At 68.4% G+C, this 25,609-nt stretch carries 21 protein-coding genes; 12 read left to right on the top strand and 9 right to left on the bottom strand.

What is annotated here, in order from left to right:
* Window positions 1-27 precede the first annotated feature (27 nt).
* From RZE77_RS01905 to RZE77_RS01850, 12 genes are all read left to right on the top strand, one after another.
* Window positions 28-1,068 carry a substrate-binding domain-containing protein gene (locus tag RZE77_RS01905; RefSeq protein ID WP_028259126.1) on the top strand — a complete coding sequence of 347 codons (1,041 nt, stop codon included), beginning with the start codon at window positions 28-30 and terminating at the stop codon, window positions 1,066-1,068.
* Window positions 1,065-2,579 carry a sugar ABC transporter ATP-binding protein gene (locus tag RZE77_RS01900; RefSeq protein ID WP_319440452.1) on the top strand — a complete coding sequence of 505 codons (1,515 nt, stop codon included), beginning with the start codon at window positions 1,065-1,067 and terminating at the stop codon, window positions 2,577-2,579. The genes RZE77_RS01905 and RZE77_RS01900 overlap by 4 nt, the downstream gene beginning before the upstream one ends.
* Window positions 2,576-3,592 carry an ABC transporter permease gene (locus tag RZE77_RS01895; RefSeq protein ID WP_319440451.1) on the top strand — a complete coding sequence of 339 codons (1,017 nt, stop codon included), beginning with the start codon at window positions 2,576-2,578 and terminating at the stop codon, window positions 3,590-3,592. Before RZE77_RS01900 ends, RZE77_RS01895 begins: the two co-directional genes overlap by 4 nt.
* Window positions 3,593-3,594: 2 nt before the next feature.
* Complete coding sequence (locus RZE77_RS01890; RefSeq protein WP_319442287.1) at window positions 3,595-4,581, top strand: aldo/keto reductase; 987 nt, start codon at window positions 3,595-3,597, stop codon at window positions 4,579-4,581.
* A 47-nt stretch (window positions 4,582-4,628) separates the two neighbouring features.
* Window positions 4,629-5,480, top strand: a complete 852-nt coding sequence (locus RZE77_RS01885) for a class I fructose-bisphosphate aldolase (protein WP_026283913.1) — start codon at window positions 4,629-4,631, stop codon at window positions 5,478-5,480.
* A gap of 126 nt (window positions 5,481-5,606) precedes the next feature.
* On the top strand, window positions 5,607-10,340 hold the full coding sequence (locus tag RZE77_RS01880) for a LamG-like jellyroll fold domain-containing protein (protein WP_319440450.1): 4,734 nt from the start codon (window positions 5,607-5,609) through the stop codon (window positions 10,338-10,340).
* 436 nt (window positions 10,341-10,776) lie between these two features.
* Window positions 10,777-11,016: a F0F1 ATP synthase subunit C gene (gene atpE / locus RZE77_RS01875; RefSeq protein WP_319440449.1), complete on the top strand. Its 240-nt coding sequence runs from the start codon at window positions 10,777-10,779 to the stop codon at window positions 11,014-11,016.
* 194 nt (window positions 11,017-11,210) lie between these two features.
* Window positions 11,211-12,416, top strand: coding sequence for an ABC transporter substrate-binding protein (locus RZE77_RS01870; protein ID WP_319440448.1), 1,206 nt, complete (start codon window positions 11,211-11,213; stop codon window positions 12,414-12,416).
* Window positions 12,413-13,333 (top strand): branched-chain amino acid ABC transporter permease, encoded by a 921-nt coding sequence (locus tag RZE77_RS01865; protein ID WP_319440447.1) that lies wholly within the window; start codon window positions 12,413-12,415, stop codon window positions 13,331-13,333. Before RZE77_RS01870 ends, RZE77_RS01865 begins: the two co-directional genes overlap by 4 nt.
* Entirely contained in the window at window positions 13,330-14,310 is a 981-nt protein-coding gene (locus RZE77_RS01860; protein WP_319440446.1) for a branched-chain amino acid ABC transporter permease, read from the top strand. The genes RZE77_RS01865 and RZE77_RS01860 overlap by 4 nt, the downstream gene beginning before the upstream one ends.
* A complete protein-coding gene (locus RZE77_RS01855) occupies window positions 14,307-15,062 on the top strand; it encodes an ABC transporter ATP-binding protein (RefSeq protein WP_319428847.1) in 756 nt (251 codons plus the stop codon). The genes RZE77_RS01860 and RZE77_RS01855 overlap by 4 nt, the downstream gene beginning before the upstream one ends.
* A complete protein-coding gene (locus tag RZE77_RS01850) occupies window positions 15,059-15,778 on the top strand; it encodes an ABC transporter ATP-binding protein (protein ID WP_319440445.1) in 720 nt (239 codons plus the stop codon). The genes RZE77_RS01855 and RZE77_RS01850 overlap by 4 nt, the downstream gene beginning before the upstream one ends.
* An 11-nt stretch (window positions 15,779-15,789) precedes the next feature.
* Here RZE77_RS01850 and RZE77_RS01845 read toward each other — a convergent pair whose 3' ends face one another.
* The 9 genes from RZE77_RS01845 to RZE77_RS01805 all read right to left on the bottom strand — a co-directional run bounded on the left by RZE77_RS01845 (window position 15,790) and on the right by RZE77_RS01805 (window position 25,566).
* A complete protein-coding gene (locus tag RZE77_RS01845) occupies window positions 15,790-16,398 on the bottom strand; it encodes a class I SAM-dependent DNA methyltransferase (RefSeq protein WP_319440444.1) in 609 nt (202 codons plus the stop codon).
* Between the two features lie 91 nt (window positions 16,399-16,489).
* Window positions 16,490-17,947, bottom strand: coding sequence for a SulP family inorganic anion transporter (locus RZE77_RS01840; RefSeq protein ID WP_319440443.1), 1,458 nt, complete (start codon window positions 17,945-17,947; stop codon window positions 16,490-16,492).
* A 107-nt stretch (window positions 17,948-18,054) separates the two neighbouring features.
* Window positions 18,055-18,768: an SDR family oxidoreductase gene (locus RZE77_RS01835; RefSeq protein ID WP_319440442.1), complete on the bottom strand. Its 714-nt coding sequence runs from the start codon at window positions 18,766-18,768 to the stop codon at window positions 18,055-18,057.
* 359 nt (window positions 18,769-19,127) lie between these two features.
* Complete coding sequence (locus RZE77_RS01830) at window positions 19,128-20,006, bottom strand: acyl-CoA thioesterase (protein WP_319440441.1); 879 nt, start codon at window positions 20,004-20,006, stop codon at window positions 19,128-19,130.
* 106 nt (window positions 20,007-20,112) lie between these two features.
* Window positions 20,113-21,480, bottom strand: a complete 1,368-nt coding sequence (locus tag RZE77_RS01825) for an FAD-dependent oxidoreductase (protein ID WP_319440440.1) — start codon at window positions 21,478-21,480, stop codon at window positions 20,113-20,115.
* Window positions 21,480-22,457, bottom strand: coding sequence for a Bug family tripartite tricarboxylate transporter substrate binding protein (locus tag RZE77_RS01820; protein ID WP_319440439.1), 978 nt, complete (start codon window positions 22,455-22,457; stop codon window positions 21,480-21,482). Before RZE77_RS01820 ends, RZE77_RS01825 begins: the two co-directional genes overlap by 1 nt.
* 46 nt (window positions 22,458-22,503) lie before the next feature.
* Complete coding sequence (locus RZE77_RS01815; RefSeq protein ID WP_319440438.1) at window positions 22,504-23,493, bottom strand: Bug family tripartite tricarboxylate transporter substrate binding protein; 990 nt, start codon at window positions 23,491-23,493, stop codon at window positions 22,504-22,506.
* 59 nt (window positions 23,494-23,552) lie between these two features.
* On the bottom strand, window positions 23,553-24,836 hold the full coding sequence (locus RZE77_RS01810) for a 3-hydroxybenzoate 6-monooxygenase (RefSeq protein WP_319440437.1): 1,284 nt from the start codon (window positions 24,834-24,836) through the stop codon (window positions 23,553-23,555).
* 25 nt (window positions 24,837-24,861) lie between these two features.
* Window positions 24,862-25,566, bottom strand: coding sequence for a fumarylacetoacetate hydrolase family protein (locus RZE77_RS01805; RefSeq protein ID WP_319440436.1), 705 nt, complete (start codon window positions 25,564-25,566; stop codon window positions 24,862-24,864).
* Between the last annotated feature and the right edge of the window lie 43 nt (window positions 25,567-25,609).

Raw genomic sequence — 25,609 nt, 5'->3', positions numbered from 1 at the left:
CTGCCAGTCAACGCGAGGAGACACAAGATGAGGCGAAATTTCCTGAAGTCCGCTGCGGCCGCCGGTATCGGCCTGGCCGGCACCAGCGCATTTGCGCAGTCCACCCCCACGGCCGCCGCCACCGGATTGCGCGGCAACGCGAGCGACGTCTACGTGATGAACGTGATGGTGTCGGGCGTCGAATACTGGTTTCCGGTCTACGAGATGATGAAGCAGTTGGGCCGCACGCTGGGCGTGCGCACGCGCTACACCGGCACGCCCGAGTACGACGTCAACAAGCAGCTGGCCTCGTTCGAGCAGGAGCTGGCGCGCAAGCCCGCGGGCATCCTGCTGCATCCGATGAACCCGGACCCGTTCATCGAGCCGATCAACCGGGCGGTGGCCATGGGCATCCCGGTCGTGACCTTCGCGGCCGACTCGCCCAACTCCAAGCGCGCCTCCTTCGTCACTTCGGACAACGACCGCGAGGGCACGCAGGCAGCCGACGCGATTGCCGCGGCGCTGGGCGGCAAGGGCGAATACGCGGTGCTCGAGAACCCCGGCCAAGACAACCACGACCGCCGCATCGCGGCCTTCGTCAACCGCATGAAGACCAAGCACGCGGGCATGAAGCTGGTCGGCCGCGCCGCCAGCAACCAGGACCCGAGCAAGGCCTACCAGGCGGTGCTGAGCCTGGCGCAGGCCAACCCGAACCTGGGTGCGCTGTTCATGCCCGAGGCCAACTCTGCCCTGGGCGCCGCGCAGGCGAAGATCGAATCGAAGAAGAACATCCGCGTGATGTGCTGCGACGTGAACGCCAAGATCCTCGACATGATCAAGGCCGGCGACGTGTTCGGCGCCATCAACCCGAACCAGGGCATGCAGGGCTACATGGGCATGATGATGCTGTTCCTGGCCAAGAACCCCTCGCTCATCGACCCGATGAACGACGCCAAGCGCAACGGCACCAATCCGATGTCGGTGCCGTTCCTGGACAACGGCCTGTCGGTGGTCAGCAAGGCCAACGCGGACGACTTCTACTGGGACAAGTACCTCGCGCGCCGCGGCACCAAGGGAATCGGCGAGTGAGCGCACTGCTCGAACTGCGCGGCATCAGCAAGCGCTTCGGCGCTTCGCGCGCGCTCTCGGGCGTGGACTTCTCGCTGCATGCGGGCGAGATCCACGCCCTGTGCGGCGAGAACGGCGCGGGCAAGTCGACGCTGATGAACATCATCGACGGCATCCACCGCCCCGACGAAGGCGACATCGTTCTCAACGGCCAGAAGGTGGTGATCGACGGCCCGGCGCATGCGATGCGCCTGGGCATCGGCCTGGTGCACCAGGAGATCGCGCTGTGCGCCGACGCCACGGTGGCCGAGAACATCTTCATGCCGGAGATCAACGCCGGCAAGCAGGCCTGGATGAACTACGCCAGCCTGAACGCGCGCGCCGCCCAGGTGCTGGCGCGGCTCGGGCAGGACATCGCTCCCGGCACGCCCGTGCGCGAGCTGAGCATCTCGAGCCAGCAGCTGGTGGAGATTGCCAAGGCGCTCACGCTGGACTGCAAGGTGCTGATCCTCGACGAGCCCACGGCCGCGCTCACCGACAACGAGTCGGCCGCGCTCTTCCGCGTGCTGCACGACCTGAAGGCGCAGGGCATCGGCATCATCTACATCAGCCACCGCATGGCTGAAATATTCACGCACTGCGACCGCGTCACGGTGCTACGCGACGGGCGCAACGTGCACAGCGGACCGCTGGCCGGCATGACCGCCGACGAGCTGGTGCGCCGCATGGTGGGGCGCGACCTCGGCAACTACTACCCGCCCAAGCAAGGCCCGTCCGAATCGTCCGGGCCGGTGCTCGAGGCGGTGGACATCGCCGACGGCGAGCGCGTGCACGGCATCTCGTTTGCGCTCCAGCGCGGCGAGATCCTCGGCATTGCCGGGCTCATGGGTGCCGGCCGCAGCGAACTGGCCGAGACCCTCTGCGGCCTGCGCCCTGCCACGCGCGGCACGCTGCGCCTGCACGGCAAGGCGCTTGCCATCCGCAAGTACAGCGATGCGCTGCGCGAAGGCATCGCCTACCTCAGCGAAGACCGCAAGGCGGCGGGCGTGTACCTGGACCTGCCGATCGCGCAGAACATCTCGTCGATGGCGCTGCGGCGCGTGAGCTCCGGCTGGGGCCTGTTGCAGCGCGCGGCCGAGCACCGCCTGGCCCGCGAGCTCGGCGCCAGGCTCAACCTCAAGTCGGACGGCGTGGCGATCGAGGTGTCGAGCCTGTCGGGCGGCAACCAGCAGAAGGTGGCGATTGCCAAGCTGCTGGCCACCAACCCCGTGGTGCTGCTGATGGACGAGCCCACGCGCGGCGTGGACGTGGGCGCCAAGTCGGAGATCCACCACATCCTGCGCGAGCTCGCGAACCAGGGCGTGGGCGTGATCGTGATCTCTTCGGAGCTGCCCGAGATCATCGGCTTGTGCGACCGGGCGCTGGTGATCCGCGACGGCCGGCTGGCCGGCGAATTGAATTCCAACGATATGACGGAGGAGGCCCTCTTGCGGCTCGCCTCCGGACTCTGCGAACAGGAGGAGATGGCATGAACTACCCGGCACAACTCGATGCGGGCCTGGCACCGCACCCATCGGGAGGCGGCCCCGCGAAGCCCGCCAACAGGCTCACGAGCATGCGCGAGATGGGCCTGCTGCTGATCATTGCGGTGCTGTGCGTGGCGATGAGCTTCGCGTCGCCCTACTTCCTCACCTGGGACAACGTGCGCGCCATGCTGCTGTCCTTCTCGATCGAAGGCATCGTGGTGGTGGGCATGACCATCCTGCTGATCGTCGGCGGCATCGACCTGTCGGTGGGCTCGGTGGTCTGCTTCGCGATGGTGGTCACGGGCAAGCTGTTCCTGATGGGCGTGGACCCATGGATCGCGAGCCTGGTGGCCATCGGCGCGAGCGGGCTGGTCGGCGCGATGATCGGCGGCTGCGTCACGCGCATCGGGCTGAACCACTTCATCGCCTCGTTGGCCTTCATGGTGATCGTGCGCGGGCTGTGCCTGGCGCTCACGCAGGGCACGCCGCAGTCGCTGTTCTCGCTGCCGGCCGAGTTCAAGTTCATCGGGCAGGGCACGCTGTTCGGCGTTCCGGCCGTGATCCTGATCTTCGTGGCGATCGTCGTGGTGAGCGACTTCGTGCTGCGCCGCTCGACCTTGCTGCGGCGCGTTTTCTACACCGGCAGCAACGAGAAGGCCGCGCTGTACTCGGGCATCCGCGTGGGGCGCGTGAAGTTCTGGGTCACGGTGCTGTGCTCCGCATCGGCGGGCCTGGCCGGCGTGATCTACACGGCGCGCTTCGGCGCGGCCACGCCCACCTTCGGCGTGGGCATGGAACTCAACGTGATTGCCGCGGCGGTGATCGGCGGCGCGAGCCTCAAGGGCGGCTCCGGCACCGTGCTGGGCGCGGTGCTGGGCCTCGCGCTGCTCTCGGTGGTGACCAGCTCGCTGATCCTGCTCGACGTGTCGCCCTATTGGCAGGACGTGATCAAGGGCCTGATCCTGCTCGCGGCCGTGACCATCGACCACCTCCTGAACACGAGAAAGACGACGCGATGACGATGAAGATGAAAAAGACGACCCTGGGCCCCTCGGGCATCGAGTGCTCGGCCATCGGCCTGGGCACCTGGGCGATGGGCGGATGGATGTGGGGCGGCGGCGACAACGCGGCGGCCGAGGCGGCGATCCAGGCTTCGCTGGATGCGGGCGTGAACCTGATCGACACCGCGCCGGCCTACGGCCTGGGGCGCTCCGAAAGCATCGTGGGCACCGCGCTCAAGGGGCGCCGCCACGAGGCCGTGATCGCGACCAAGTGCGGGCTGGTGTGGCACACGCAACAAGGCACGCACTTCTTCGAGGAAGACGGGCATCCCGTGTACCGCCATCTCGGCCGCGAATCGATCTTCCATGAATGCGAAGAGAGCCTGAAGCGCCTGCAGACCGACTACATCGATCTCTACATCACGCACTGGCAGGACAGCACCACGCCCGTGGCCGAGACCATGGACGCGCTGCTCGCGCTCAAGAAGCAGGGAAAGATCCGCGCCATCGGCGTGAGCAACGTGAGCCCCGAAACGCTCGCCGAATACCTGCGCCACGGCCCCGTCGATGCGGCGCAGGAGCGCTACAGCCTGATCGACCGCGAGATCGAAGCCACGCTCGCGCCCCTGTGCAGCGAGCACAACGTGGCGGTGCTCGGCTATTCGTCGCTGGCGCTCGGCCTGCTCGCGGGGCCCATCGATCCGGCACGCGAGTTCAAGGGCGACGACCAGCGCGCGAGCAATCCGCGCTTCAGCGAAGCCAACCGTTCGAAGCTCAAGGCCTTCTTCGAGGCGCTCGATCCGCTGCGCGAACAGCTCGGCTGTTCCTTCGGCCAGATGATGATCGCGTGGACCGTCGCGCGCGGCACCGTGGCTGTCGCGCTGTGCGGCGCACGCGTGCGCCAGCAGGCCATCGAGAACGCCGGCGCCGGTGCGGTCGAGCTGAACGGCGAAGCCCTGCAGCTTATCGACGCCGCGGCCAGGCGCCACCTGGACGCGCTCGCCTGAGCCTTACTTCTTTTTTTCGATTCCCCCCCAACAAGGAGTTCTTTCCCATGTCGAAAGACAAGACAGCGCGGCTCAACCGCTTGCTCACCAACGGCCGCTGCCTGGACATCGCCCTGGACCACGGCGTGTGCAACGAGCCCTCCTTTCTCGACGGCCTGGAAGACATGCCCCAGGTCATGGAGAAGCTCCTGGCCGCCGGCCCCGATGCGATCCAGCTCAACTACGGCCAGTCCGACCTGCTGCAGGACCGCCCGGGCCGCAACAAGCCCGCGCTGGTGATGCGCATCGACATGGGCAATCCCTACAACGCCACGCTGCACCGCGTGATGTGGGCCCAGCTCCAGAACGAGCACGACCCGGTGCTGCCGGCCGTGCAGCGCGACGCGGCCTGCGTGGTGGTCAACCTCTTCATGCTGCCGAACGAGCCCGACCTGTTCCGCCAGTGCGTGCAGAACATCGCGCGCGTGCGCGCCGACTGCGACCGCTACGGGATGCCGCTGATGATCGAGCCGCTGGTGATGCAGTCGCCCACGCCCGGCAGCCGCTACCAGGTCGACGGCGACGCCGAGAAGATCGTCACGCTGGTGCGCCTTGCGCGCGAGATGGGCGCCGACATCGTCAAGGCCGACCCGACCAGCGACCCGAAGGACTTCCACCGCGTGGTGCAAGCCGCGCGCTGCCCCGTGCTCGTGCGCGGCGGCGGGCGCGAAGACCTGCAGCAGGTGTTCGCGCGCTCTCGCGCGCTGCTGGACCAGGGCGCCGTCGGCATGGTGTACGGGCGCAATGTCTACCAGCACGCCAACCCTTCCGCGGTGGTGAGTGCGCTGATGGCCATGATCCACCGCGGCGCGAGCGCCGAGGCGGCCTGGGCCCTCTACGAATCGGGCGGCGCGAAGTAAGACAAAAGAAGAAATCAGCACGGCAGGCGATGCACCCGTCGCCAGCCGGGGTGCGTCCTGCGCGCGCACTGGAGAGGGATCGAGCAATGGGTTGCCCTGCGAATTTCCAACAACCTGGAGGCGACGATGAAGATCCGGTATTTCCTGATGGCGTTCCTGGCCCCGCTCGTCACATTGCTGACGCATGCGGCCATCACCGGGGTCAGCCCGATGACCACCCTCGGCAACATGGCAACGGCGGTTTCCGAAGCCGTCGCCGATCCGCTCCCGCTGCAGGGGCCGGGCCTGGGCAACCTCAGCTACACATCGGCGGAACTGTTCAAGCCGGTGTCGATGATCACGAGCCTCGCGCACCCGCTCGATCCGGCCCACAGCAGCGCCTACGAGGCGCGCGACGTGCCCGCCACGTACCCGGGCCGCAAGGACTACGGCATGAACGCCGGCATCATGGTCAACGGCTACTTCCTGACCTCCTTCGCGCCGGACAGCGGCCTGGGCCCGGGCGGCTTCCTGCTGTACGACGTGTCGAACCCGCGCCAGATCCGGCTGGTCAAGAAGATCTACGAACCCGATGACGCGACAGGTGGCCGCACCAAGGAGTTCCGCGAGACGCACTCCTTCGGCACCGCGAAGATCGGCGGCAAGACGTACGTGGTGCTGCCCAGCATCAACGGCGTGGAGTTCTGGGACTTCACCGACGTCAACGACATCAAGCAGGTGAAGAAGCTGGCGCTGCCCGGCGTCAACGCGGGCGACTACGAGAACGTCGCCTGGCAGCTCTGGTGGCAGGCGCCCTACCTGTACGTGGCCTCGGCGGGCCGCGGCATGTTCATCGTCGACGCCAGGGACCCCGCGAACGCCGTGGTGGCGAACCGCGGCGCCGGCAAGCCCAACCCGGTGCCCACGGGCGAACTCGGCAACTTCCGGATCGGTCCGATCTTCACCATGGGCAACCACATGGTGCTGACCGCGATGGAAAGCAACGGCGGGTTTGCGAGCCTGGACATCTCCGACCCGCTCAACCCCAAGGTGCTCGATTCCATCGTGGGCACCACGCCGTTCTACTACGCCACCTGCTTCGACGGCAGGAGCCTGCACGCCTCGACGCGCGGCAGCGGCGCGAAGATGTACAGCTACGACCTGGGCGACCGCTCGCGCTTCGTGGCCGAGGACAATCGGCTGGTGATCGACGAGCAGCTGTACTGCGCCACGCAGGACAACTACGTGATCCAGGGCGCGCAGACGCGCATCCACAAGGTCGACGTGAGCAATCCGCTCAATCACGTGGAGGTGGGCCGCGGCAGCATCCTGCGCGAGGACGATCCCAACTATTCGCATTCGGACAACGGCCAGGTCGCGATGTTCGGCAACCTCGTTTTCGTGGGCAACGACCACGGCTCGGGCAGCGGTTTCGTCGTGCATGCGGTGGACCCCGACACCACGCGGCCTGAAGTGAAACAGGTTTCTCCGGCCAACGGCGCGAAGCAGCAGGCCCTCACCTCGCGCATCGGCCTGGGCTTGACGGACAGCATCCGCCCCGAGAGCGTGAACGCCAACACCTTCATCGTGCGCCCGGTGGGCGGCAACACGCTCGCGGGCACCTACAGCGTGCAGCTGGGCATCATCAACTTCCACCCCGAGCAGCCGCTTTCGCCGGGCACCAGCTATGAAGTGTTCCTGCCCGCCAACGGCGTGAAGGACTATGCGGGCAACGCCATCGGTGCCGACTTCAAGTCGACCTTCAACACCGGCAACGCGACCGACATCAACCTGCAGCACTACTGGACGCTGGCCGGCAACCTGTCCGACCCGATCGGCAGCAACAACGGCACGCCGGCGTCGGGCGATGCCTTCGAAAGCATCGGCATGAACTTCGCGAACCGCACCACCGGCGTGCCGCTGAAGAACGACAGCGTCGCCACCGTGCTCGGCGGCACCGCATCGCTGAGCTTCTACATGAAGACCACGCAGGCCGGCAGCGCGAACCCATGGACCGCGCCGGGCATCTTCGGGCGCGACCAGGCCAGCGGAGCGGACGACGTGTTCTGGGGCTGGATCGACGGCAGCGGCTTCATGAATCTCTCGGTCGCGAACAAGGCCACCAACAACCCGGGCACCCGCTCGCAGGCCGCGGTGAACGACGGCAACTGGCACCACGTGGTGATGACGCGCGACGCGGCCTCGGGCGCGCAGGCCATGTACGTGGACGGCGTGAAGACCAGCTCCACGGGCCTGACCGGCACCAAGGGACTCGCGAACAAGTTCCAGGTCATGGGCCAGATCCAGGGCAACGCCGACCTGTTCAAGGGCACGCTGGCGGAAGTGCGCGTGTACAGCCGCGTGCTCACCGACGGCGAGGTGGCCACGCTGCGCGGCCAGGCCGTCATCGGCGACCCGGGCATCGGCGGCGGTCCGAAGATCGTCAACGGCCAGCTGGTGTTCGCCCCCGCCACGCTCGGCAGCAGCGGCGCGCAGTTCCGCTGGAACTTCGGCGACGGCACGCAGACGGCCTACTCCACCCAGCCGGGCTACACCTACACCTACACGCGGCCGGGCCACTACACCGTGACGCTGACGGTGCGCGACGCGAGCGGCCGCGAGACCTTCTACACCTACAACCTCACGGTGATCGTCCCGGTCACGGCGCGGGCGCCCACGCACACGACCAACATCGCGGGCGATGCGAATTCGGTCTACTCGCTCAACCCCGACAGCGGCACGGTCGCCGCCATCGACGCACAGACCCTGGCCAGGCGCTGGGAAGTGCGCGTGGGCGACGAGCCGAAGACGCTGGCCGTGGGCCCCGATGGACGCATCTGGGTCGCGGTGCAGGGCGAGGACAAGCTGGTGGCGCTCAGCGCGGCCGACGGCAGCCTCTCGGCCACCGTGCCGCTGGCCTACGGCAGCGGCCCCTATGGCGTGGCCTTCACGCCCGACGGCGCGAAGGGCTTGCTGACGCTGGAGAGCAAGTCGGTGCTGATGAGCTTCGACCCGAGCAACGGCGCCACCACCGGCGCGGTCGCGCTCGAAGGCAACCTGCGCGGCATTGCCGTGAGCTCCGATGCGCAGGTGGCCTACGTCACGCGCTTCAAGTCGAAGCTGACGGGCGGCCAGCTGCACAAGGTGAACCTGCAGAGCATGAGCGCGATGCCCACGATCGCGCTGCCGGTGGACACCACCACGGTGGACACCGAGAGCCGCGCGCGCGGCGTGGCCAACTACCTGAGCCAGGTGGTGATCTCGCCCGACGGCCGGCGCGCGGTGCTGCCTTCGAAGAAGGACAACATCGTGCGTGGCCGCTTCCGCGACGGCGTGGACCTGACGCACGACCAGAGCGTGCGCTCCATCCTCTCGCAGGTCGACCTGCAGGCAGCCGCGGAAGTGTTCGACGAGCAGATCGACTTCGACGACCGTGCCCCGGCGCGCGCGGCGCTGTTCTCTCCGCCCGGCGACTACCTGTTCGTGGCGCAGATGGAGGGCAACCGCGTCGCCATCGTCGACCCGTACAGCCGGGCAGTGCGCGGCGAGATCAACGCGAGCAGCGCGCCGCACGGCCTGTACCTGGACGCGGCGCGCAAGCGGCTGTTCGTCAACAACTTCCTTGCGCGCTCCGTGTCGGTGCACGACGTGGCGCTGGTGCTGTCGTCGGAATCGGCGGCCGCGACCTTCCTGCAGAACGTGGCGACGGTCGCGCAGGAGCCGATGGCGGCCGCGGCGCTGCGCGGCAAGCAGGTGTTCTACAACGCCTCCGACCGGCGCATGAGCAAGGACAACTACATCTCCTGCGCGAGCTGCCATGCGGACGGCGGCGACGACGGCATGGTGTGGGACTTCACGCAGCGCGGCGAAGGCTTGCGCCGCACCATCAGCCTCATGGGCAAGCGCGGTGCGAGCCACGGCAAGATGCACTGGACCGCCAACTTCGACGAGGTGCAGGACTTCGAGAACGACATCCGCAACGAGTTCGGCGGCACCGGCTTTTTGACGAATGCGGATTTCGCCGCCACGGCCGACCCCTTGGGCGCGCCCAAGGCCGGCAAGAGCGCGCAGCTCGACGACCTTGCGGCCTACCTGAGCTCGCTGAACAAGTACATGCGCAGCCCGGCGCGCGCGGCAGACGGCAGCCTGAGCGTGGAAGCGGTGCGCGGCCAGACGGTGTTCAACACCGCGCAGTGCGCCACCTGCCACACTGGCGGCACCTTGCGCGATGGCCTGCGGCACGACGTGGGCACGATCCAGCTCTCGTCGGGCAAGGGCCACAACCAGCCGCTCGCGGGGCTGGGCTTCGACACGCCGACGCTCTCGGGCACCTGGAACACGACGGCCTTCTTCCACAACGGGCAGGCCGCGACATTGCAGGACGTGCTGAACAGCGGGCACGGCAACGCATCGAGCTTGCCGGCGCCGGACGTGGTGGCGCTGCGCGAGTACGTGCGCTCGCTGGACACGGCGCCGGCGGTGGTCACGCGGCTGCGCTCGGACCTCAACCCGACGATGTGCGTGAACATCAAGGGCGGGGCGACGGCGAGCGGCACGGTGGCGGTGCAGTGGCCCTGCGGCACGGCGAGCAACGAGAAGTTCACGGTGACGTCGATCACGGGCGGCTATGTGCAGCTGGTGGCCGAGCACAGTGGCCTGTGCCTGGCGCAGAACGGCACCGCGACGACGAACGCGCCGGTGGTGCAGCTGGCATGCACGGTGGGCAACACGGCGCAGTGGAGCCTGGTCGGCGGCACGCTCCGCAATCGCGCCTCGGGTTCGTGCCTCGACGTGCCCAACGGCTCGACGACGCAGGACACGGCGCTGATCACGTGGACCTGCAATGGGGGGAACAACCAGAACTGGACGCAGCTGCCTTAGGGCTTGCTCCTGTTTCTGGGCGCTCTTGTTTTGGGGCGCTCTGGTTCAGGGCGCTGTTGTTCAGGGCGCTGTTGTTCAGGGCGCTGTTGTTCAGGGCGCGTGCACAGGCCACCGGGTACTCCCCTCCGCGAATGTCCCCCGGCCTGCGGCCTCCTCCTTGATTTCGCTGCGGGGAGCACCCGATGCCCTGTGCACCGGGGCACGCTCGTGTTGCACCGCTGATCAACAACCGCTCTGCCCGGCGATCACGCCGATGGGGTGCCTTGCGCAGCGAAATTAAGGAGGAGCCCGAAGGGCGGGGGACATTCGCGGAGCAAGGCACCCCGTCGGCGGGAGCGCGCCCACGATTCATCCCAAACATGACCTCCCAGGTCATCGACCACACGCACCCGCTCTGGGAAAGTACCTCCATCGATCAACCACTGGAGAAAACACCATGACCGGCTTCAACATCCTTCCCCTCGCAGTCGCCCTGCTCATCGGCGTGGCAGCGCTCGGCTCCTGCCTGGGCATCGGGCTGGTCGGCCAGAAGTTTCTCGAAAGCACGGCGCGCCAGCCCGAACTGGCCGACACGCTGCAGACCAAGTTCTTCCTGGTGGCGGGCGTGACCGACGGCGCATTCATCATCGCCACCGGCATCGGCCTGTGGTTTGCAACGGCCAATCCCTTCGGCTGAAGCAGGGGAAAGGGCCCACCGGAACGGGCCCCGCGCACCAGGAAGTGACACGAACCATTGGCACCATTCGTGCTAGTACCGTTGACAGCGAATTGTTTATGGTTAAAGTATTTAGCTATCAACGGTTCGACATCTTCGGTGCTGCATGGCGCGGCGCCGGGGCGCCGTTTCACCCTTCCTCTGCCGGAGAATCCATGAGCCACCCGTCCCCGAAGTCGCCCGCGCTGCCGCGCACCCTGCTTTCGCTGCTGCTCTGCGGCGCAGCCCTTGGTGGCGCGGCATCGGCCGTGGCCGCGCCCGTGAAGGTGGGCCTGGCGCTCGACATCTCCGGCCCGTTCGCGGCCTTGGGCGCCGAGGCGCGCGACGGCTTCGCGCTCGGTATCAAGCAGCTGGGCGGCAAGCTCGGCGGGCAGGACGTGGAGTTCGTGCAGGCCGACATGGCGGGCAGCCCCGACCAGGCCAAGCAGCTGGTCGACCGCATGATCCAGCGCGACAAGATCGACCTCTTCAGCGGCCCGATCGGCTCCAACGTGGCGCTGGCCGTGGGCCCGACGCTGTTCAATGCCAAGGTGCCGTACCTCTCGGCCAATGCCGGCCCGAGCCAGTTCGCGGGCGCGCAGTGCAATGCCTACTTCTTCGGCACCGCCTACCAGAACGACCAGTTCCACGAGGCCGCCGGCAAGTTCGCGCAGGACCGCGGCTTCAAGAAAACCGTGCTGATCGCGCCCAACTATCCGGCCGGCAAGGATGCGCTGGGCGGCTTCAAGCGCCAGTTCAAGGGCCAGGTGGCCGACGAGCTCTACACCAAGCTCGGCCAGATCGACTACGCCGCCGAACTCGCGCAGCTGCGCGCGGCCAAGCCCGATTCCATCTACTTCTTCCTGCCCGGCGCGATGGGCATCAACTTCATCAAGCAGTTCGTGGGCGCGGGCCTGTCGAAGGACATCACGCTCGTGACCAGCGGCTTCTCGGCCGACGAGGACGTGATCGGCGCGGTGGGCGAGCCGATGCTGGGCCTCTTCAACACCTCGCACTGGGCGCACGACCTCGACAATGCCGCCAACAAGGCCTTCGTGGCTGCGTTCCGCAAGGAATACAACGGCCGCTATCCGTCGGTGTACGCGGCGCAGGCCTATGACGCGATCCTGGCGATGGATGCGGCCGTGAAGCAATCGGGCGGCAACGCCCAGAACCGCGAAGCCGTGGTGGCCGCGCTCAAGAAGGCCAACTACGCGTCGACCCGCGGCAGCTTCAAGTACGCGAACAACCACTATCCGGTGGAGAACTTCTACCTGCGCGTGATCGGCAAGGACGCGCAGGGCAAGGTCACGAACAAGCTGATCAACACGGTTCTCACGAACTACGGCGACTCGTACGCCGACAAGTGTCCCCTCAAGTGAGCGGCATCCTCGTTCTCGAGCAGCTGCTCAATGGCCTCGGCTATGGGCTGATGCTGTTCCTGCTGGCGGCGGGGCTCACGCTGGTGTTCGGCATCATGGACGTGCTGAACCTCGCGCATGGCTCGCTCTTCATGTCGGGCGCGTACGTGGCGGCCGAGGCGCACACGCGCACCGGCTCGTTCACGGCGGCCATCGTCATCGCGGTGGCGGTCACGGTGGTGGTGGCGCTGCTGCTCGAGGTGCTGCTGATGCGCCGCCTCTACACGCGCGACCACCTGGCGCAGGTGCTCGCCACCTTCGGCGTGATCCTGGTGGCCGACGACATCGTCAAGATGGCCTGGGGCCCGTCGCCGGTGATGGCGCCGACGCCGGCCGCGCTGTCGGGGCCGATCGAGCTGGTGGACGGCCTGCCCTACCCGTCCTACCGCCTCGTGATCCTCGCCGGCGGGCTGCTGGTGGCGCTCGCGCTCTACCTGCTGGTCAACCACACGCGCATCGGCATGCGGGTGCGCGCGGGCGCGTCCGACCGGCCGATGGCCGAGCTGATGGGCGTGCGCGTGGGCCGCATCTTCAACGGCGTGTTCCTGCTCGGCGCGGCGCTGGCCGCGCTGGCCGGCGCGCTGATGGGGCCGATCGTCGCGGTGCAGGTGGGTATGGGCGAAGCCATCCTGATCCCGGCGCTGGTGGTGCTGGTGATCGGCGGCATCGGTTCGGTGCGCGGCGCCTTCGTGGCCGCACTGATGGTGGGCGTGGTCGACACGGTCGGACGCGCCTTCGTGCCGATGCTGCTGCGCGCCACGCTGCCGCCGGCCACCGCGGCCGACCTGGGACCGCTGTTCGCCGAAGTCGCGATGTACGCGCTGATGGTGATCGTCCTGATCTTCCGGCCTTCGGGCCTTTTCTCGGCCCGGTCATGAAGCTTTCCTCACGCTCTCTCGGCCTCGGCCTGCTCCTCCTGCTGCTCGCGGCCTTTCCGCTGGTCGCGCCGCTGTTCGGGCTCGAGTTCTACATCGGCTTCGTGCGGCGCGTGCTCGTGGTGGCGCTGGCTGCCGCCAGCCTCAACTTCATCCTGGGCTTCGGCGGCATGGTGGCGCTCGGACATGCGGGCTTCATCGGCATGGGTGCCTACACGGTGGTGGCGCTCAGCGATGCGGGCGTGATGTCCGCATGGGTGATGTGGCCGCTGGCCGCGCTCGTGGCCGGCCTCGTCGCCGCGCTGATCGGCACGGTGGCGCTGCGCACGCGCGGCGTCTACTTCATCATGACCACGCTGGCCTTTGCGCAGATGCTGTACTTCGTGGTGGTGTCGCTGCGCCGCTATGGCGGCGACGACGGCTACACGCTGATGAGCCGTCCCACGCTGCTGCCGGGGCTCGACCTCGGCAACGAATCGAACTTCTACTGGGTGGTGCTGGCCATCGTGGCGCTCGCGCTCTGGTGGCTGCACCGCGCGACGCAATCGCGCTTCGGCCATGCGCTGATGGGCATCCGGGACAACGAGACGCGCATGCGGGCGCTGGGCTACCCGGTGTTCAAGCTGCAGCTCGTGGCCTTTGCGATTGCCGGCGCCATCGCGGGGCTGGCGGGCGCGCTGCTCGCGGGCGGCAATGGCTTCGTGAGCCCGGCGACGATGCACTGGACGCAGTCGGCCACGCTGCTGGTGATGGTGGTGATCGGCGGACTGGGACGCAGCTGGGGCGGGCCGGTGGGCGCCGTGGTCTGGCTGGTGCTCGAGGAGGCGCTGAAGCAGCACACGGAGCATTGGCACATGCCGCTCGGGTTGCTGTTGATTGCTGTTGCGTTGTGGGCGCCTAAAGGGCTTGCTGCCTTGTACAAGCGCCGCTTGCCCCTCACCCCAACCCTCTCCCCAGAAGGGCGAGGGAGTAAAGCATGAGCCTCTTCAGAATCGAAGGGTTGGTCAAGCGCTTCGGCGGCTTGCTCGCAACCGACCATGTGAACCTCACCGTGGAGCGCGGCGAAGTGCATGCGCTGATCGGCCCGAACGGCGCGGGCAAGACCACGCTCGTGAACCTGATCACGGGGCTGCTCAAGGCCGACGCCGGGCGCATCCTGCTCGACGAGAAGGACATCACCGGCTTCAAGGACCACCAGCGCGTGGCGGCCGGCATGTCGCGCTGCTTCCAGGTGACGCGCGTGTTTGCCAAGGAAACGGTGCACGACAACCTCATGCTCGCGGCGCAGGCCCATGCGGGCAGCAGCCTGCGCTTCATGGCGCCGCGCGCGACGGAACGCGGCCTGGTGGAACGCGCCGTGGCGCTGGCCGACCGCGTGGGCCTCGGCAGCGAACGCCACCGCATCGCGGGCACCTTGCCGCACGGCGCGCAGCGCGCGCTCGACGTGGCGCTGGCGCTTGCGGCCGAACCCAAGCTGCTGCTGCTCGACGAGCCGATGGCCGGCATGGGCCCGGACGAGTCGGCACGCATGGTGGAACTGATCGAGTCGCTGCGCGAATCGATGGCCATCCTCCTGATCGAGCACGACATGGACGCGGTGTTCCGCCTGGCCGACCGGCTCACGGTGCTGGTGCAGGGGCGCGTGCTGATGAGCGGCACGGCCGACGAAGTGCGCGGGCATCCCGATGTGCAGGCGGTGTACCTCGGTACGGAAGCGGAGGGACACGCATGAATGCAGCCACCACATTGCTCGACGCGAAATCCGTCGAGGCCGGCTACGGCGCCAGCCAGGTGCTGTTCGGCATCGACCTGCGTATTGGCGCGGGCGAAGTGCTCGCGCTGCTGGGCCGCAACGGCATGGGCAAGAGCACGCTGCTGAAGGTGCTGACCGGCACGCTTTCGCCGATGCGCGGCAGCGTGCATTTCGGCGGCGATGCCATCGGCGGACACAAGCCCGACGCCATTGCACGGCGCGGCGTGGCCATCGTGCCCGAGGGCCGGCACGTGTTTCCGAATCTCAGCGTCGACGAGCACCTGCGCGCCTTCGCACGGCCGCGGCCGGGCAGCGCACCGCGCTGGACGGTCGAGGCGCTGTACGGCCTGTTTCCGCGCCTCGCGGAGCGCAAGGCCAATGCGGGCAACCAGCTCTCGGGCGGCGAGCAGCAGATGCTGGCGATTGCACGCGCGCTGTCGACGCATCCGCGCCTGCTGATCCTCGACGAAGCCACCGAGGGCCTGGCCCCGGTGATCCGCGAGGAGATCTGGCACTGCATTTCCACGCTCAAGGCCGAGGGCGAGGCGATCCTGGTGGTCGACAAGTACGTGCAGCGCCTGCTGCCGCTGGCCGACCGCCACGTGATCCTCGAACGCGGGCGCGTGGTGTGGCAGGGCGACTCGGCCGCGCTCGACGCCGACCGCTCGCTCTGGACGCGCTACCTGGGCGTGTAGATCGCGGCTCGCTACAGCGGACGGCGCGCCAGGAAGTTGGCCCACGTCACGTTGTCGCGGCCGATCCACTGGTTGCTCCACTGCATGCGCAGACCCGCCGCCTCGAGCTGCTCGGCGAAGCGGTCCTTCGCCCAGTAGACGGTCTGGTAGTCGCCGTTGGTCTCGCCTTCGCCGATGCGCATGGCCACCAGGAAGACCCCGCCGGGCTCGAGTGCGTCGAACACCTTGCGCAGGACCGGGGCGATCTGCGCGCGATCGACATGGATCAGCACGCACATCGCGACGATCGCGTTGTAGGGCCCGCCCAGCGCATCCGTGACGACGTTGAGCAGATCGCCCTTCTTGCCGCGCTCCGCCTGCAGGTCGAGAAACGCCTGGACCGCATCGGTGCGCCTGACGACCCCGCCCAGCGCCTCGACGAAGTCGGCGTCCTGCCCCGTTCCGGAGCCGATCTCGAGCACGCTGCCGCCTGCCGGCACGAGCTGCATCATGCGGCGCAGCGCATCCTCGATCTCGGCCGGCCGGTGGCCCGCCACGATCGCGTTGTATTCGCGGGCGGACGCTTCGTAGGACTCGATGGTGCGGCGCATGTTCTCCTGCGCCAGGTCGGGAATCTTCATGGAAGCCTTTCCAGTCGTCCATCGGCCATCCGACGGAACTGCAAAGGCTAGGGCCAAGGCACCGCCCGGCTCATGAGGAAAATCACCTAGCTCACTCGGGCGCGGCGTCCAGCTGCACGATCAGGTCGCGGCTCGCCTGGTTGAGCCCGGCAACCTCCACCGCGCTGCCGTGCTTGCGCAGCCGCTCGACCACCTTGTTGAGTGCGGCCACCGCGGTCACGTCCCAGAAATGGGCCTGCGACACGTCGATGTGCACCGGCGCGCCGTCGATCTCGCGCACGTCGAAGGCATCCACCAGCATGTCGGCCGAGGCGAAGAACACCTGGCCCGTGACGCGGTAGACGCGCGTGCCGCCGTCGCCGGCTTCGGCATGCACGTGCAGCAGCCGCGCCACCTTGAAGGTGAAGAACACGCCGCTCAGCATCACGCCGGTGGCAACGCCCGCGGCCAGGTTGTCGGTGGCGACGGTGACGGCCACCGTCGCGAGCATCACCGCGCTGGACATGCGCGGATGGCGCACCAGCGCGCGCAGCGAGCCCCAGTCGAAGGTCGAGGCCGAGACCATCACCATGATCGCCACCAGCGCCGCCACCGGCACCTGCGACACCCAGGGCTTGAGCAGCACCATGAGGATCAGCAGGAAGGCGCCCGCGAACAGCGTCGACAGCCGCCCGCGGCCGCCGTAGCGCACGTTGCTCACGGTCTGGCCGATCATTCCGCAGCCCGCAATGCCACCAAAGAAGCTGGCCGCCACGTTGGCCACGCCCAGGCCGCTGCATTCGCGGTTCTTGGAGCTCGGCGTGTCGGTGAGCTCGTCCACCACGCTGGCGGTCATCATCGATTCGAGCAGGCCGACCATCGCGATGGCGAAGGCCGGCAGCGCAATGATGCGCAGGGTGTCGAGCGTGAGCGGCACCGAGGGGAGGGCGAATGCGGGCAGCGCATCGGGCAGGTGCCCCAGGTCGGCCACGGTCTTGAGCGGCAGGCCCAGCCATTGCCCGGCCAGCGTCACCACCACGATGCACACCAGCGGCGACGGCACGGCCGTGGTGATGCGCGGCAGCAGGTAGATGATGGCCAGCCCCAGGCCCACCATGGCCCAGGTCGCGGTGTTGGCGCCGATGAAGTGCGGCATCTGCGCCGCGAAGATCAGGATCGCGAGCGCATTGACGAAGCCCGTGCGCACCGAGGTCGAGACGAAGCGCATCAGCACGCCCAGGCGCAGCAGCCCGAACACGATCTGCATCGCACCCGCGAGCACGCCGGCCGCCAGCAGGTACTGCAGCCCGTGCGCATGCACCAGCGGCGCGGCCACGAGAGCCACCGAGCCGGCCGCGGCCGACACCATGGCGGGCCTGCCGCCGGCGAAGGCAATGACGATGCCGATCACGAACGAAGCGAACAGCCCGACCGCCGGATCGACACCGGCCACGAAGGAAAAGGCGATGACCTCGGGAATGAGCGCGAAGGTGGCGACGGCGCCGGCCATGAGTTCGCGCGGGATGCTCGGGCACCACTCGGTGCGCAGGCGGCTGTGTGGAGATGACATGGATGAGGAGTGGCCCGCACGCGGCGACAAGAAAGGCCGCGCCGCGCCTCACGGGCAGATGTCCTCGATTGTAAGAAGGAGCGGCTACCGGCCCCGCTCGGGCTTCTTCACACCGAGCGCGTGATGCCGCCGTCGACGCGCAGGTTCTGCCCCGTGATGTAGCCCGCGCCTTCGGATGCGAGAAAGCCGATCACGGCCGCGATCTCGCTGCTCTTGCCGTAGCGGCCCATCGGAATGCGCGAGCGGAACTCGGGCTTCTCGGGCAGGCTGTCGATGAAGCCGGGCAGCACGTTGTTCATGCGCACGTTGTCCGCCGCGTACTTGTCGGCGAAGAGCTTGGTGAAGGCCGCGAGGCCGGCGCGGAACACGCCCGAGGTCGGGAACACGGGGTCGGGCTCGAAGGCGGCGAAGGTCGAGATGTTGATGATCGTGCCGCCGCCTTGCTTGACCATGAGCGGTGCCACGAGCCGTGCGGGGCGCACCGCGCTCAGCAGGTAGACGTCCATGCCGCGGTGCCACTCTTCGTCGCTGATGTCGAGGATCGGCGCGCGCGGGCCATGGCCCGCGCTGTTGACCAGCACGTCGACGCGGCCCCATGTGTCGGTCACCTTGTCGACGAGTCGCTGGAGGTCGTCGTTCGATTGGTTGGAGCCGGTCACGCCGATGCCGCCAAGCTCGGCGGCGAGCGCCTCGCCCTTGCCCGATGACGAGAGGATGGCGACGCGAAAGCCGTCGTCCGCGAGCTTGCGCGCCGCGGCCGCGCCCATGCCGCTGCCACCGGCGGTGACGATGGCTACTTTTTTCTGTGCTTCGGAAGACATGTGGGTCCTTGGTTCATTCAAAGCTCGCAATTTAGCCAAGGATTCGGGGGCTTGCACGGGCTGTGCTCGGGCGCCGTTGTTCGGGGCGCGTGCACAGGCCACCGGGTACTCCCCTCCGCGAATGTCCCCCGGGGCTGCGCCCCTCCTCCTTGATTTCGCTGCGGGGAGCACCCGATGCCCTGTGCACCTGGGCATGCTGCTGGTGTATCGCTGATCAACGACTGCTCTGAATCACGCTCCCGCCGATGGGGTGCCTTGCGCAGCGAAATCAAGGGGGAGGCCGAAGGCCGGAGGACATTCGCGGAGCAAGGTACCCCGTCGGCGGGAGCGCGCCCTGAACAGCAGCATCGAACACTTCCTCAGCGCTTGACCCGCAGCATCCCCTCTTGCGCCGTAGAAGCCACCAGCCGCCCGTCACGCGTGAACAGGCTGCCGCGGCACAGGCCGCGCGCGCCGCTGGCGCTTGGCGAATCGAGCACGTAGAGCAGCCAGTCGTCCATGCGGAAATCGCGGTGGAACCACATCGCGTGGTCGAGGCTCGCGGGGCGCACCTGGCCGCTCATGAAGCTCAGGCCGTGCGGCAGCATCGCGGCGCGCAGCAGGCCGTGGTCGGAGGCGTAGGCCAGCAGCGCGCGGTGCACCACCGGGTCGTCCGGCAGCGGCGCGATGGCGCGCATCCAGATGGCGCTTTCGGACGAGCGCACCGCCGGCGCCAGCAGGTCGTCGGCCTCGACGCCGCGGTATTCGATGCCGTGCGGCTCCAGGCCCTTGATGCGCCAGCGTTCGGGCAGGCGCTCGCCGAGCGCGAGGCGTTGGTCGAGTTCGCTCGCGAGGCCCTCGGGGCCAACGGCGGCGGGCATGGCGAACTGGTGCTCGACGCCGTCATCCACCGTCTGGAACGAGGCCGACATCTCGAAGATGATGCGCTCCTGCTGGCGCGCCACCACGTGCCGCGTGGTGAAGCTGCGGCCGTCGCGCACGCGGTCCACGCTGTATTCGATGGGGGCATGTTCGCCCGGCAGCAGGAAGTAGGCGTGCATCGAATGCACCGGCCGGTCGGCGCCCACCGTGAGGCTCGCGGCCGCGAGCGACTGGCCGAGCACCTGGCCGCCGAACACGGCGGGCGTGCCGATGTCTTCGCTCTGGGCCAGGAATTTGTCGCCTCCGAGCGGCTCGAGTTGCATGAGCGCGACGAGTTCGGCGACAAGGCGGGCGGCGGTGGCGGGATCGGTGGTCATCGGAGGAAGAGCGTTCAATGCGAAGGAAGCAACCCTCGACCATAGCAAAGGCCGCGCCCGCGGGCTGTCGCGGGGCAGTCAGTGCGCCGCCAGGGCGCAATTCGGCTCAGCGGTCGAGATCGGCGCCGTCGGCGGCCAGCTTCTCCTGGAGCGCCGACACGTCGACGTCCGCGAACTTCGCGCTGGCACCCAGCGAAGCCGCGGCCGTGCCTGCCGCCTGCCCCATCACGAAGCAGCCGCCGCTCGCGCGCGCGGCCGACTGGCCTTCGTGCGTCATGGCGGCGCAGCGGCCGGCCACCAGCAGATTGTCGACGGTGCGGGGCACCAGCATGCGCCAGGGCAGCTGGTTGTAGGTGCGGCTCTCGTCGCGCGGAAAGGCCCACTCGATGCGGCCGTCGGCATGCATCTCCATGGGCCAGGCGTTGATGCCGATGCTGTCGTCGAAGCTGGCCGACGACAGGATGTCCTCGCCCGTGAGTGCATAGAGGCCCTCGATGCGGCGCGTTTCGCGGATGCCGACCTGCGGCGCGATCTCGACGATGGCCGAGCGCGCGAAGCCCGGCACCTCGGCCTTCATGAACCTGAAGTACTCGGCAATCTGGCGCCGGCCTTCGAGCTCGCCTTCGGTGAGCTCGCGCGCATCGACGCCGTTCATCGCGCGGCCGGCCGCATTGCGGATCTGCGTGACGTTGGCGCGCCATTCGCGCGGGTCGATGTTGGGCCGCAGGATCGCGCCTTCGCGCGGAAACTTGTAGGCGCCCGGCTTCTGCGCCTGCACCCGTGCCATCAGGTCGTTGATGGCCTTGAATTCGCCGACGGCCGCGAGTGCCGGTTGCGCATCGACCTGGCCGACGCGGAACATGGTGGTCGGGAACAGGCCGCTGCCGTGGCCGTCGCCCACTTCGAAGGGCACGCCCGCAAAGGCCGCCACGTCGGCATCGCCGCTGGCATCGACAAAAGCATTGGCGCGGATCGCCTGCCGGCCCGACTTGGTCTCGACCACCAGCGCCGCGATGCGGTCGCCCTCGCACACCACCGCGGCGGCCCAGGCATGGAACAGCAGGTGCACGCCGGCGTCGAGCAGCAGCTGGTCGGCCGCGATCTTGTAGGCCGAGGTGTCGTACGAGCGCACGCGGATACGGCCCTGCATGCCGTCCTGCGGGGTGTTGAGGCCGCCCAGCGCATCGATGCGCGCGAGCAGGTCGTCGGCCACGCCGCGCACCAGCAGCGTCATCTCGCCGTTGCGCTTGCCGTAGAGGCCCGCGAAGTTGGTCACGCCGCCCGCGGTGCCCATGCCGCCGAGAAAGCCGTAGCGCTCCACCAGCAGCGTGTTCGCGCCATGGCGCGCCGCGCTCACGGCGGCGGCAATGCCGGCGGGGCCGCCGCCGACCACCACCACGTCGTATTCGCCGAACACCGCCAGCTCGCGCGCCGGCTCGGCCAGAGTCGTCTTCTTGTGCTGGACGGTGGCCATCACTGGATCTTGATTCCGCGGGCCGAGATGATGCGCGTCATGATCGCGGCCTCTTCCTTCACGCGCAGGCGCATGCCGTCGGGCGAGGTGCCGACCGCCTGCCAGCCTTGCTCGAAGAGCTTCCGACGCACTTCGGGCTGCTTCATGATGACCTCGATCTCGCGGCTGATGCGCGCCTGCGCGGTCTTCGAGAGGTCGGCCGGTCCCAGCAGCGCCACCCACACCTCGAGGTTGAAGTCGCGCACGCCGGCTTCGGCCAGCGGCGGCAACTCGGGCACCAGCGCGCTGCGGCCGCCCGTGAGGCCGATGGCCTTGAGCTTGCCGGCGCGCACCTGCGGCATGGCCACGCCCGGCGGGATGAGCGCCATCTGCACCTGGTCGCCGAGCATCGCGGTCACGACCTGCGGGTTGCCCTGGTAGGGCACGTGTTCGGCGTTGAAGCCGGCCACGCGGCTCTTGAGCAGTTCCATGCCCAGGTGCCCGACCGAGCCCACGCCCACCGAACCGTAGTTCCACTTGTCGCCGCCCTTGCGCGCCGCATCGAAGAAGGCGGTGCCCGAGGGGAGGCTGTTCTGCGCCACCAGCACCAGCGGGGCCGTGGCAATCAGCGAGAGGTAGCTGAAATCCTTGGCCGGGTCGTAGGGCAGCCGCGGATACAGCATCTTCGACGAGGTGAGATTGCCGTTGATGACGATGCCCAGCGTGTGGTCGTCGGTAGCCTTGGCCACCATGTCGGCGGCGATGTTGCCCGAGGCGCCGGGCTTGTTGTCCACCACCACGGGCTGGCCGAGCGCCTTGGCGAGCGGCTCGGCGATGGTGCGGGCGGCGATGTCGGGCGTGGAGCCGCCCGGAAAACCGACGAGCAGGCGGATGGGCTTGGTCGGCCAGGCGTTGTTCTGTGCGCTGGCCGCGAGCGGCAGCGCAGCGGCGGCGGCCAGGCCGCAGGCGATCAGGAGGGCTCTCTTGGTGGCGTGCATGGAAGGTGAAAAGGAAATGTGAAAAAACGTAATGGTAATGAGGCCGCTAGTCGAGGCTGATGTTGCCGCGGCGGACCAGCTCGCCATACACCTTGGACTTGGCCTCGGCGTTGCGCTCGATCTCCTCGGGCGACCAGGCCAGCGGCTCGAAGGCGAAGGTGTCGAAGCGCGCGCGGATCTCGGGGTCGGCAATGACCTTGGCCACGTCGGCATTGATCCTGGCCTTGACGGCCGCCGGCACGCCCTTGGGCGCGAGCAGCGAGACAAAGGAGTTGACCTCCAGCGAGGCCGGCCCGCCGGCCTCGGCCATGGTCGGCACCTCGGGCATCTGCGGAATGCGCCTGGGCGCGGCAATGGCCAGGTAGCGCAGCTTGCCGGCCTTGTAGATGCCCTGGCTCGACGGAATGCTGGCAAAGCTCCACGGCACTTCTCCGGTGCCGACGTTGGAGAACAGCTGCGACACCTCGCGGAACGGTGCGTGCCGCATGCGGATGCCGGTGAGCGCCTCCAGCTGCTGCGCGCCCAGGTGGCCCGGGCTGCCCACGCCCCAGGAGCCGTAGACGACGGCGTCGGGGCTCGCCTTGGCGGCCGCGATCAGGTCGCCCATGTTCTTCCACTTCGACTCGCTCGACACCGCCACGAAGAAGGGCGTGCGGAACAGCGAGGCCACCGGGTCGAAGTGCTGCAGCGTCACGAAGTTGCGCGACTTGTACAGGTGCGGCAGCGCCGCAATGTGCTCGCTGTCCAGCTGCAGCAGCGTGTAGCCGTCGGGTGCCGCGCGCCGCGCCTGGTCGATGGCGATGAAGCCGCCGCCGCCCGGCCGGTTGTCGATCAGCACGCGCTGGTTCCAGAGGCGCGAGAGCTTGTCGGAGACCAGCCGCAGCACCGCATCGGGTCCGCTTCCGGCCGCGAAGGGCGTGACCAGCGTGACCGGCTTGTTCGGATAGTCGCCGGCCTGCGCCAAGGCGCCGGTGGTGGCGGCCAGCGACGCCAGGGCCAGGATGCCCGCCCGCAATGCGCGTGGTGAAAAGCTCATGTTGTCTTGTCTCCTGGGCCTGTGGCCTCGAATGGTGATGATGAAGGAAACCCGTCCGCTCAGTGTGGCGAAAGCACGGCGGCTGCCTCGGCGCCGGAGATCGCGACGGAACGCAACAGCGGCTGCGGCGCGTCGTCCAGGCAATGCTCGGGCCGCCAGGCATAGAGCCACTCGACCGCATCGTAGAAGCGTTCGGCCGTGCGGCCTACCCAGAGGCTGTTGCGCACCAGCCGCTCCACGCCCTTGGCGTGATAGAGCCGGCCCATCTCGCGCACCGACAGCACCACGCGCGCGGTGCGCGGAATGCGCGCGGCCTCGTAGAGCTTGAAGGCGGCCGGCATGTCGAAATCGCAGGCCTGCACCGCGGCGCCCAGCGTGACCGCGTCCTCCAATGCCATGCAGGCGCCCTGCGCGAGGTACTGCATCATCGGATGCGCGGCATCGCCCAGCAGCGTGGCCGGGCCGTCGCTCCAGCGCGCCACCGGATCGCGGTCGGCCGTGCTCCAGCGCCGCCACGAGCTTGGCCGGTCGAGCAGCTGGCGCGGGCGCGCATGCACGCCCTCGAAGTAGGACAGCACTTCTTCCTTGCTGCCTTCGGAAACGCCCCACTCCTCCTGCTCGCGGCTGTGGAAGGTGACGACCAGGTTGTATTGCTCGCCATGGCGCAGCGGATAGTGCACCAGGTGGCAGTCGGGGCCGGCCCAGACCACGGGCGCATTCCAGCGCAGATCGGCCGGCATGTCGGCCACCGGCACCACCGCGCGGTACACCACGTGGCCCGAGACGCGCGCCTCGTCGCCCACCAGCCTGGCGCGCACCACCGACTTCACGCCGTCGCAGCCCACGATCGCATCGGCCTTGAAGCGCCGGCCGTCGCGCGTGGTGGCGACCACGCCTTGCGTCTTGCCCGTGCCGATGTCGAGGGTCTCGACCTGCGCCGAGGTGTGGAAGCGGATCAGCGGATGCTGCTTCACGGCCTCGTGGATGGCACCGTGCAGGTCGGCGCGGTGGCTCACCGCATACGGGTTCCTGAAGCGCGCGCGGAAGGCTTCGCCCACGGGCACCGAGGCCACTTCGCCGCAGTCGACCGCGTCCATCATCACGAGCCGGTCGGTGAAGACCGAGTTGCGGCGCACCGCCTCGCCCACGCCGAGCGCGTCGAGCGCCGCGAAGGCGTTGGGCCCGAGCTGCAGGCCGGCGCCGATCTCGCCGATGGTCGCGCTCTGCTCGAGCAGGTCGATGGAAACGCCGAGCCGCGCGAGCGCCAGCGCGGCCGCCATGCCGCCGATGCCGCCGCCGACGAGCAGCACGGTGGGAGGGTTCTTCGGGGGGAGTGTGCTCATCGCGTGGCCTCTGCGCTGCGCTTGCTCAGTCGATTCGCACGGTGAGCGAAGGCAGCTTGTCGATGCTCACCTTGAGGGTCTGGCCGGGCTTCACCGCGCCCACGCCTTCGGGCGTGCCGGTGAAGATCAGGTCGCCGGGCTGCAGCGTGAACAGCGTCGAGAGATTGGCGATCACTTCGTTGACGGACCAGATCAGGTGCGTGATGTCGCTGTTCTGGCGCACCTGGCCGTCCACTTCGAGCCGGATCGCGCCGGCATTGATCTCGCCCACGTCGGCCAGCGTGCGCAGCGGCGCGATGGGCGCCGAGAAATCGAAGGCCTTGCCGATTTCCCACGGCCGGCCGGCTTCGCGCATCTTCATCTGCAGGTCGCGCCGCGTCATGTCCAGGCCCACGGCGTAGCTGTGGATGTGGCTGGGGGCCTCTGCCACCGCAATGTCCTTGCCGCCCTTGCCGATGGCCACGACGAGCTCGGCTTCGTAGTGGTAGTTGCTCGTGAGTGGCGGATACGGAATGGCGCCGGTCTCGCCCTCGGCCACGGGCACCACCGAGGCGTCGTCGTTGGGCTTGCAGAAGAAGAACGGCGGTTCGCGGTCGGGGTCGAAGCCCATCTCGCGCGCATGCGCCGCGTAGTTGCGGCCCACGCAGTAGACCCGGCGCACCGGGAACAGCTCGCTCGAACCCACGATGGGCAGGCCGACGATGGAAGGAGGCGTGAAGACGAAGGACATGTGGGCTCCTGCCGCGCGCGGCGGCACAGGGTCAAGACAAGAG

The sequence above is a fragment of the Variovorax sp. SPNA7 genome, from assembly GCF_033807855.1.
Taxonomy (GTDB): domain Bacteria; phylum Pseudomonadota; class Gammaproteobacteria; order Burkholderiales; family Burkholderiaceae_C; genus Variovorax; species Variovorax beijingensis.
This window is presented reverse-complemented; position numbering and strand designations above follow the sequence as displayed.

What these genes read in the sequence shown, in the direction of transcription:
- RZE77_RS01805 (WP_319440436.1), bottom strand. Translation starts at nt 25,566, where the DNA reads ATGTCCTTCGTCTTCACGCCTCCTTCCATCGTCGGCCTGCCCATCGTG.
- atpE (WP_319440449.1), top strand. Translation starts at nt 10,777, where the DNA reads ATGACCGGCTTCAACATCCTTCCCCTCGCAGTCGCCCTGCTCATCGGC.
- RZE77_RS01890 (WP_319442287.1), top strand. Translation starts at nt 3,595, where the DNA reads ATGAAGATGAAAAAGACGACCCTGGGCCCCTCGGGCATCGAGTGCTCG.
- RZE77_RS01860 (WP_319440446.1), top strand. Translation starts at nt 13,330, where the DNA reads ATGAAGCTTTCCTCACGCTCTCTCGGCCTCGGCCTGCTCCTCCTGCTG.
- RZE77_RS01855 (WP_319428847.1), top strand. Translation starts at nt 14,307, where the DNA reads ATGAGCCTCTTCAGAATCGAAGGGTTGGTCAAGCGCTTCGGCGGCTTG.
- RZE77_RS01825 (WP_319440440.1), bottom strand. Translation starts at nt 21,480, where the DNA reads ATGGCCACCGTCCAGCACAAGAAGACGACTCTGGCCGAGCCGGCGCGC.
- RZE77_RS01870 (WP_319440448.1), top strand. Translation starts at nt 11,211, where the DNA reads ATGAGCCACCCGTCCCCGAAGTCGCCCGCGCTGCCGCGCACCCTGCTT.
- RZE77_RS01810 (WP_319440437.1), bottom strand. Translation starts at nt 24,836, where the DNA reads ATGAGCACACTCCCCCCGAAGAACCCTCCCACCGTGCTGCTCGTCGGC.
- RZE77_RS01815 (WP_319440438.1), bottom strand. Translation starts at nt 23,493, where the DNA reads ATGAGCTTTTCACCACGCGCATTGCGGGCGGGCATCCTGGCCCTGGCG.
- RZE77_RS01895 (WP_319440451.1), top strand. Translation starts at nt 2,576, where the DNA reads ATGAACTACCCGGCACAACTCGATGCGGGCCTGGCACCGCACCCATCG.
- RZE77_RS01845 (WP_319440444.1), bottom strand. Translation starts at nt 16,398, where the DNA reads ATGAAGATTCCCGACCTGGCGCAGGAGAACATGCGCCGCACCATCGAG.
- RZE77_RS01835 (WP_319440442.1), bottom strand. Translation starts at nt 18,768, where the DNA reads ATGTCTTCCGAAGCACAGAAAAAAGTAGCCATCGTCACCGCCGGTGGC.
- RZE77_RS01850 (WP_319440445.1), top strand. Translation starts at nt 15,059, where the DNA reads ATGAATGCAGCCACCACATTGCTCGACGCGAAATCCGTCGAGGCCGGC.
- RZE77_RS01885 (WP_026283913.1), top strand. Translation starts at nt 4,629, where the DNA reads ATGTCGAAAGACAAGACAGCGCGGCTCAACCGCTTGCTCACCAACGGC.
- RZE77_RS01905 (WP_028259126.1), top strand. Translation starts at nt 28, where the DNA reads ATGAGGCGAAATTTCCTGAAGTCCGCTGCGGCCGCCGGTATCGGCCTG.
- RZE77_RS01830 (WP_319440441.1), bottom strand. Translation starts at nt 20,006, where the DNA reads ATGACCACCGATCCCGCCACCGCCGCCCGCCTTGTCGCCGAACTCGTC.
- RZE77_RS01880 (WP_319440450.1), top strand. Translation starts at nt 5,607, where the DNA reads ATGAAGATCCGGTATTTCCTGATGGCGTTCCTGGCCCCGCTCGTCACA.
- RZE77_RS01820 (WP_319440439.1), bottom strand. Translation starts at nt 22,457, where the DNA reads ATGCACGCCACCAAGAGAGCCCTCCTGATCGCCTGCGGCCTGGCCGCC.
- RZE77_RS01840 (WP_319440443.1), bottom strand. Translation starts at nt 17,947, where the DNA reads ATGTCATCTCCACACAGCCGCCTGCGCACCGAGTGGTGCCCGAGCATC.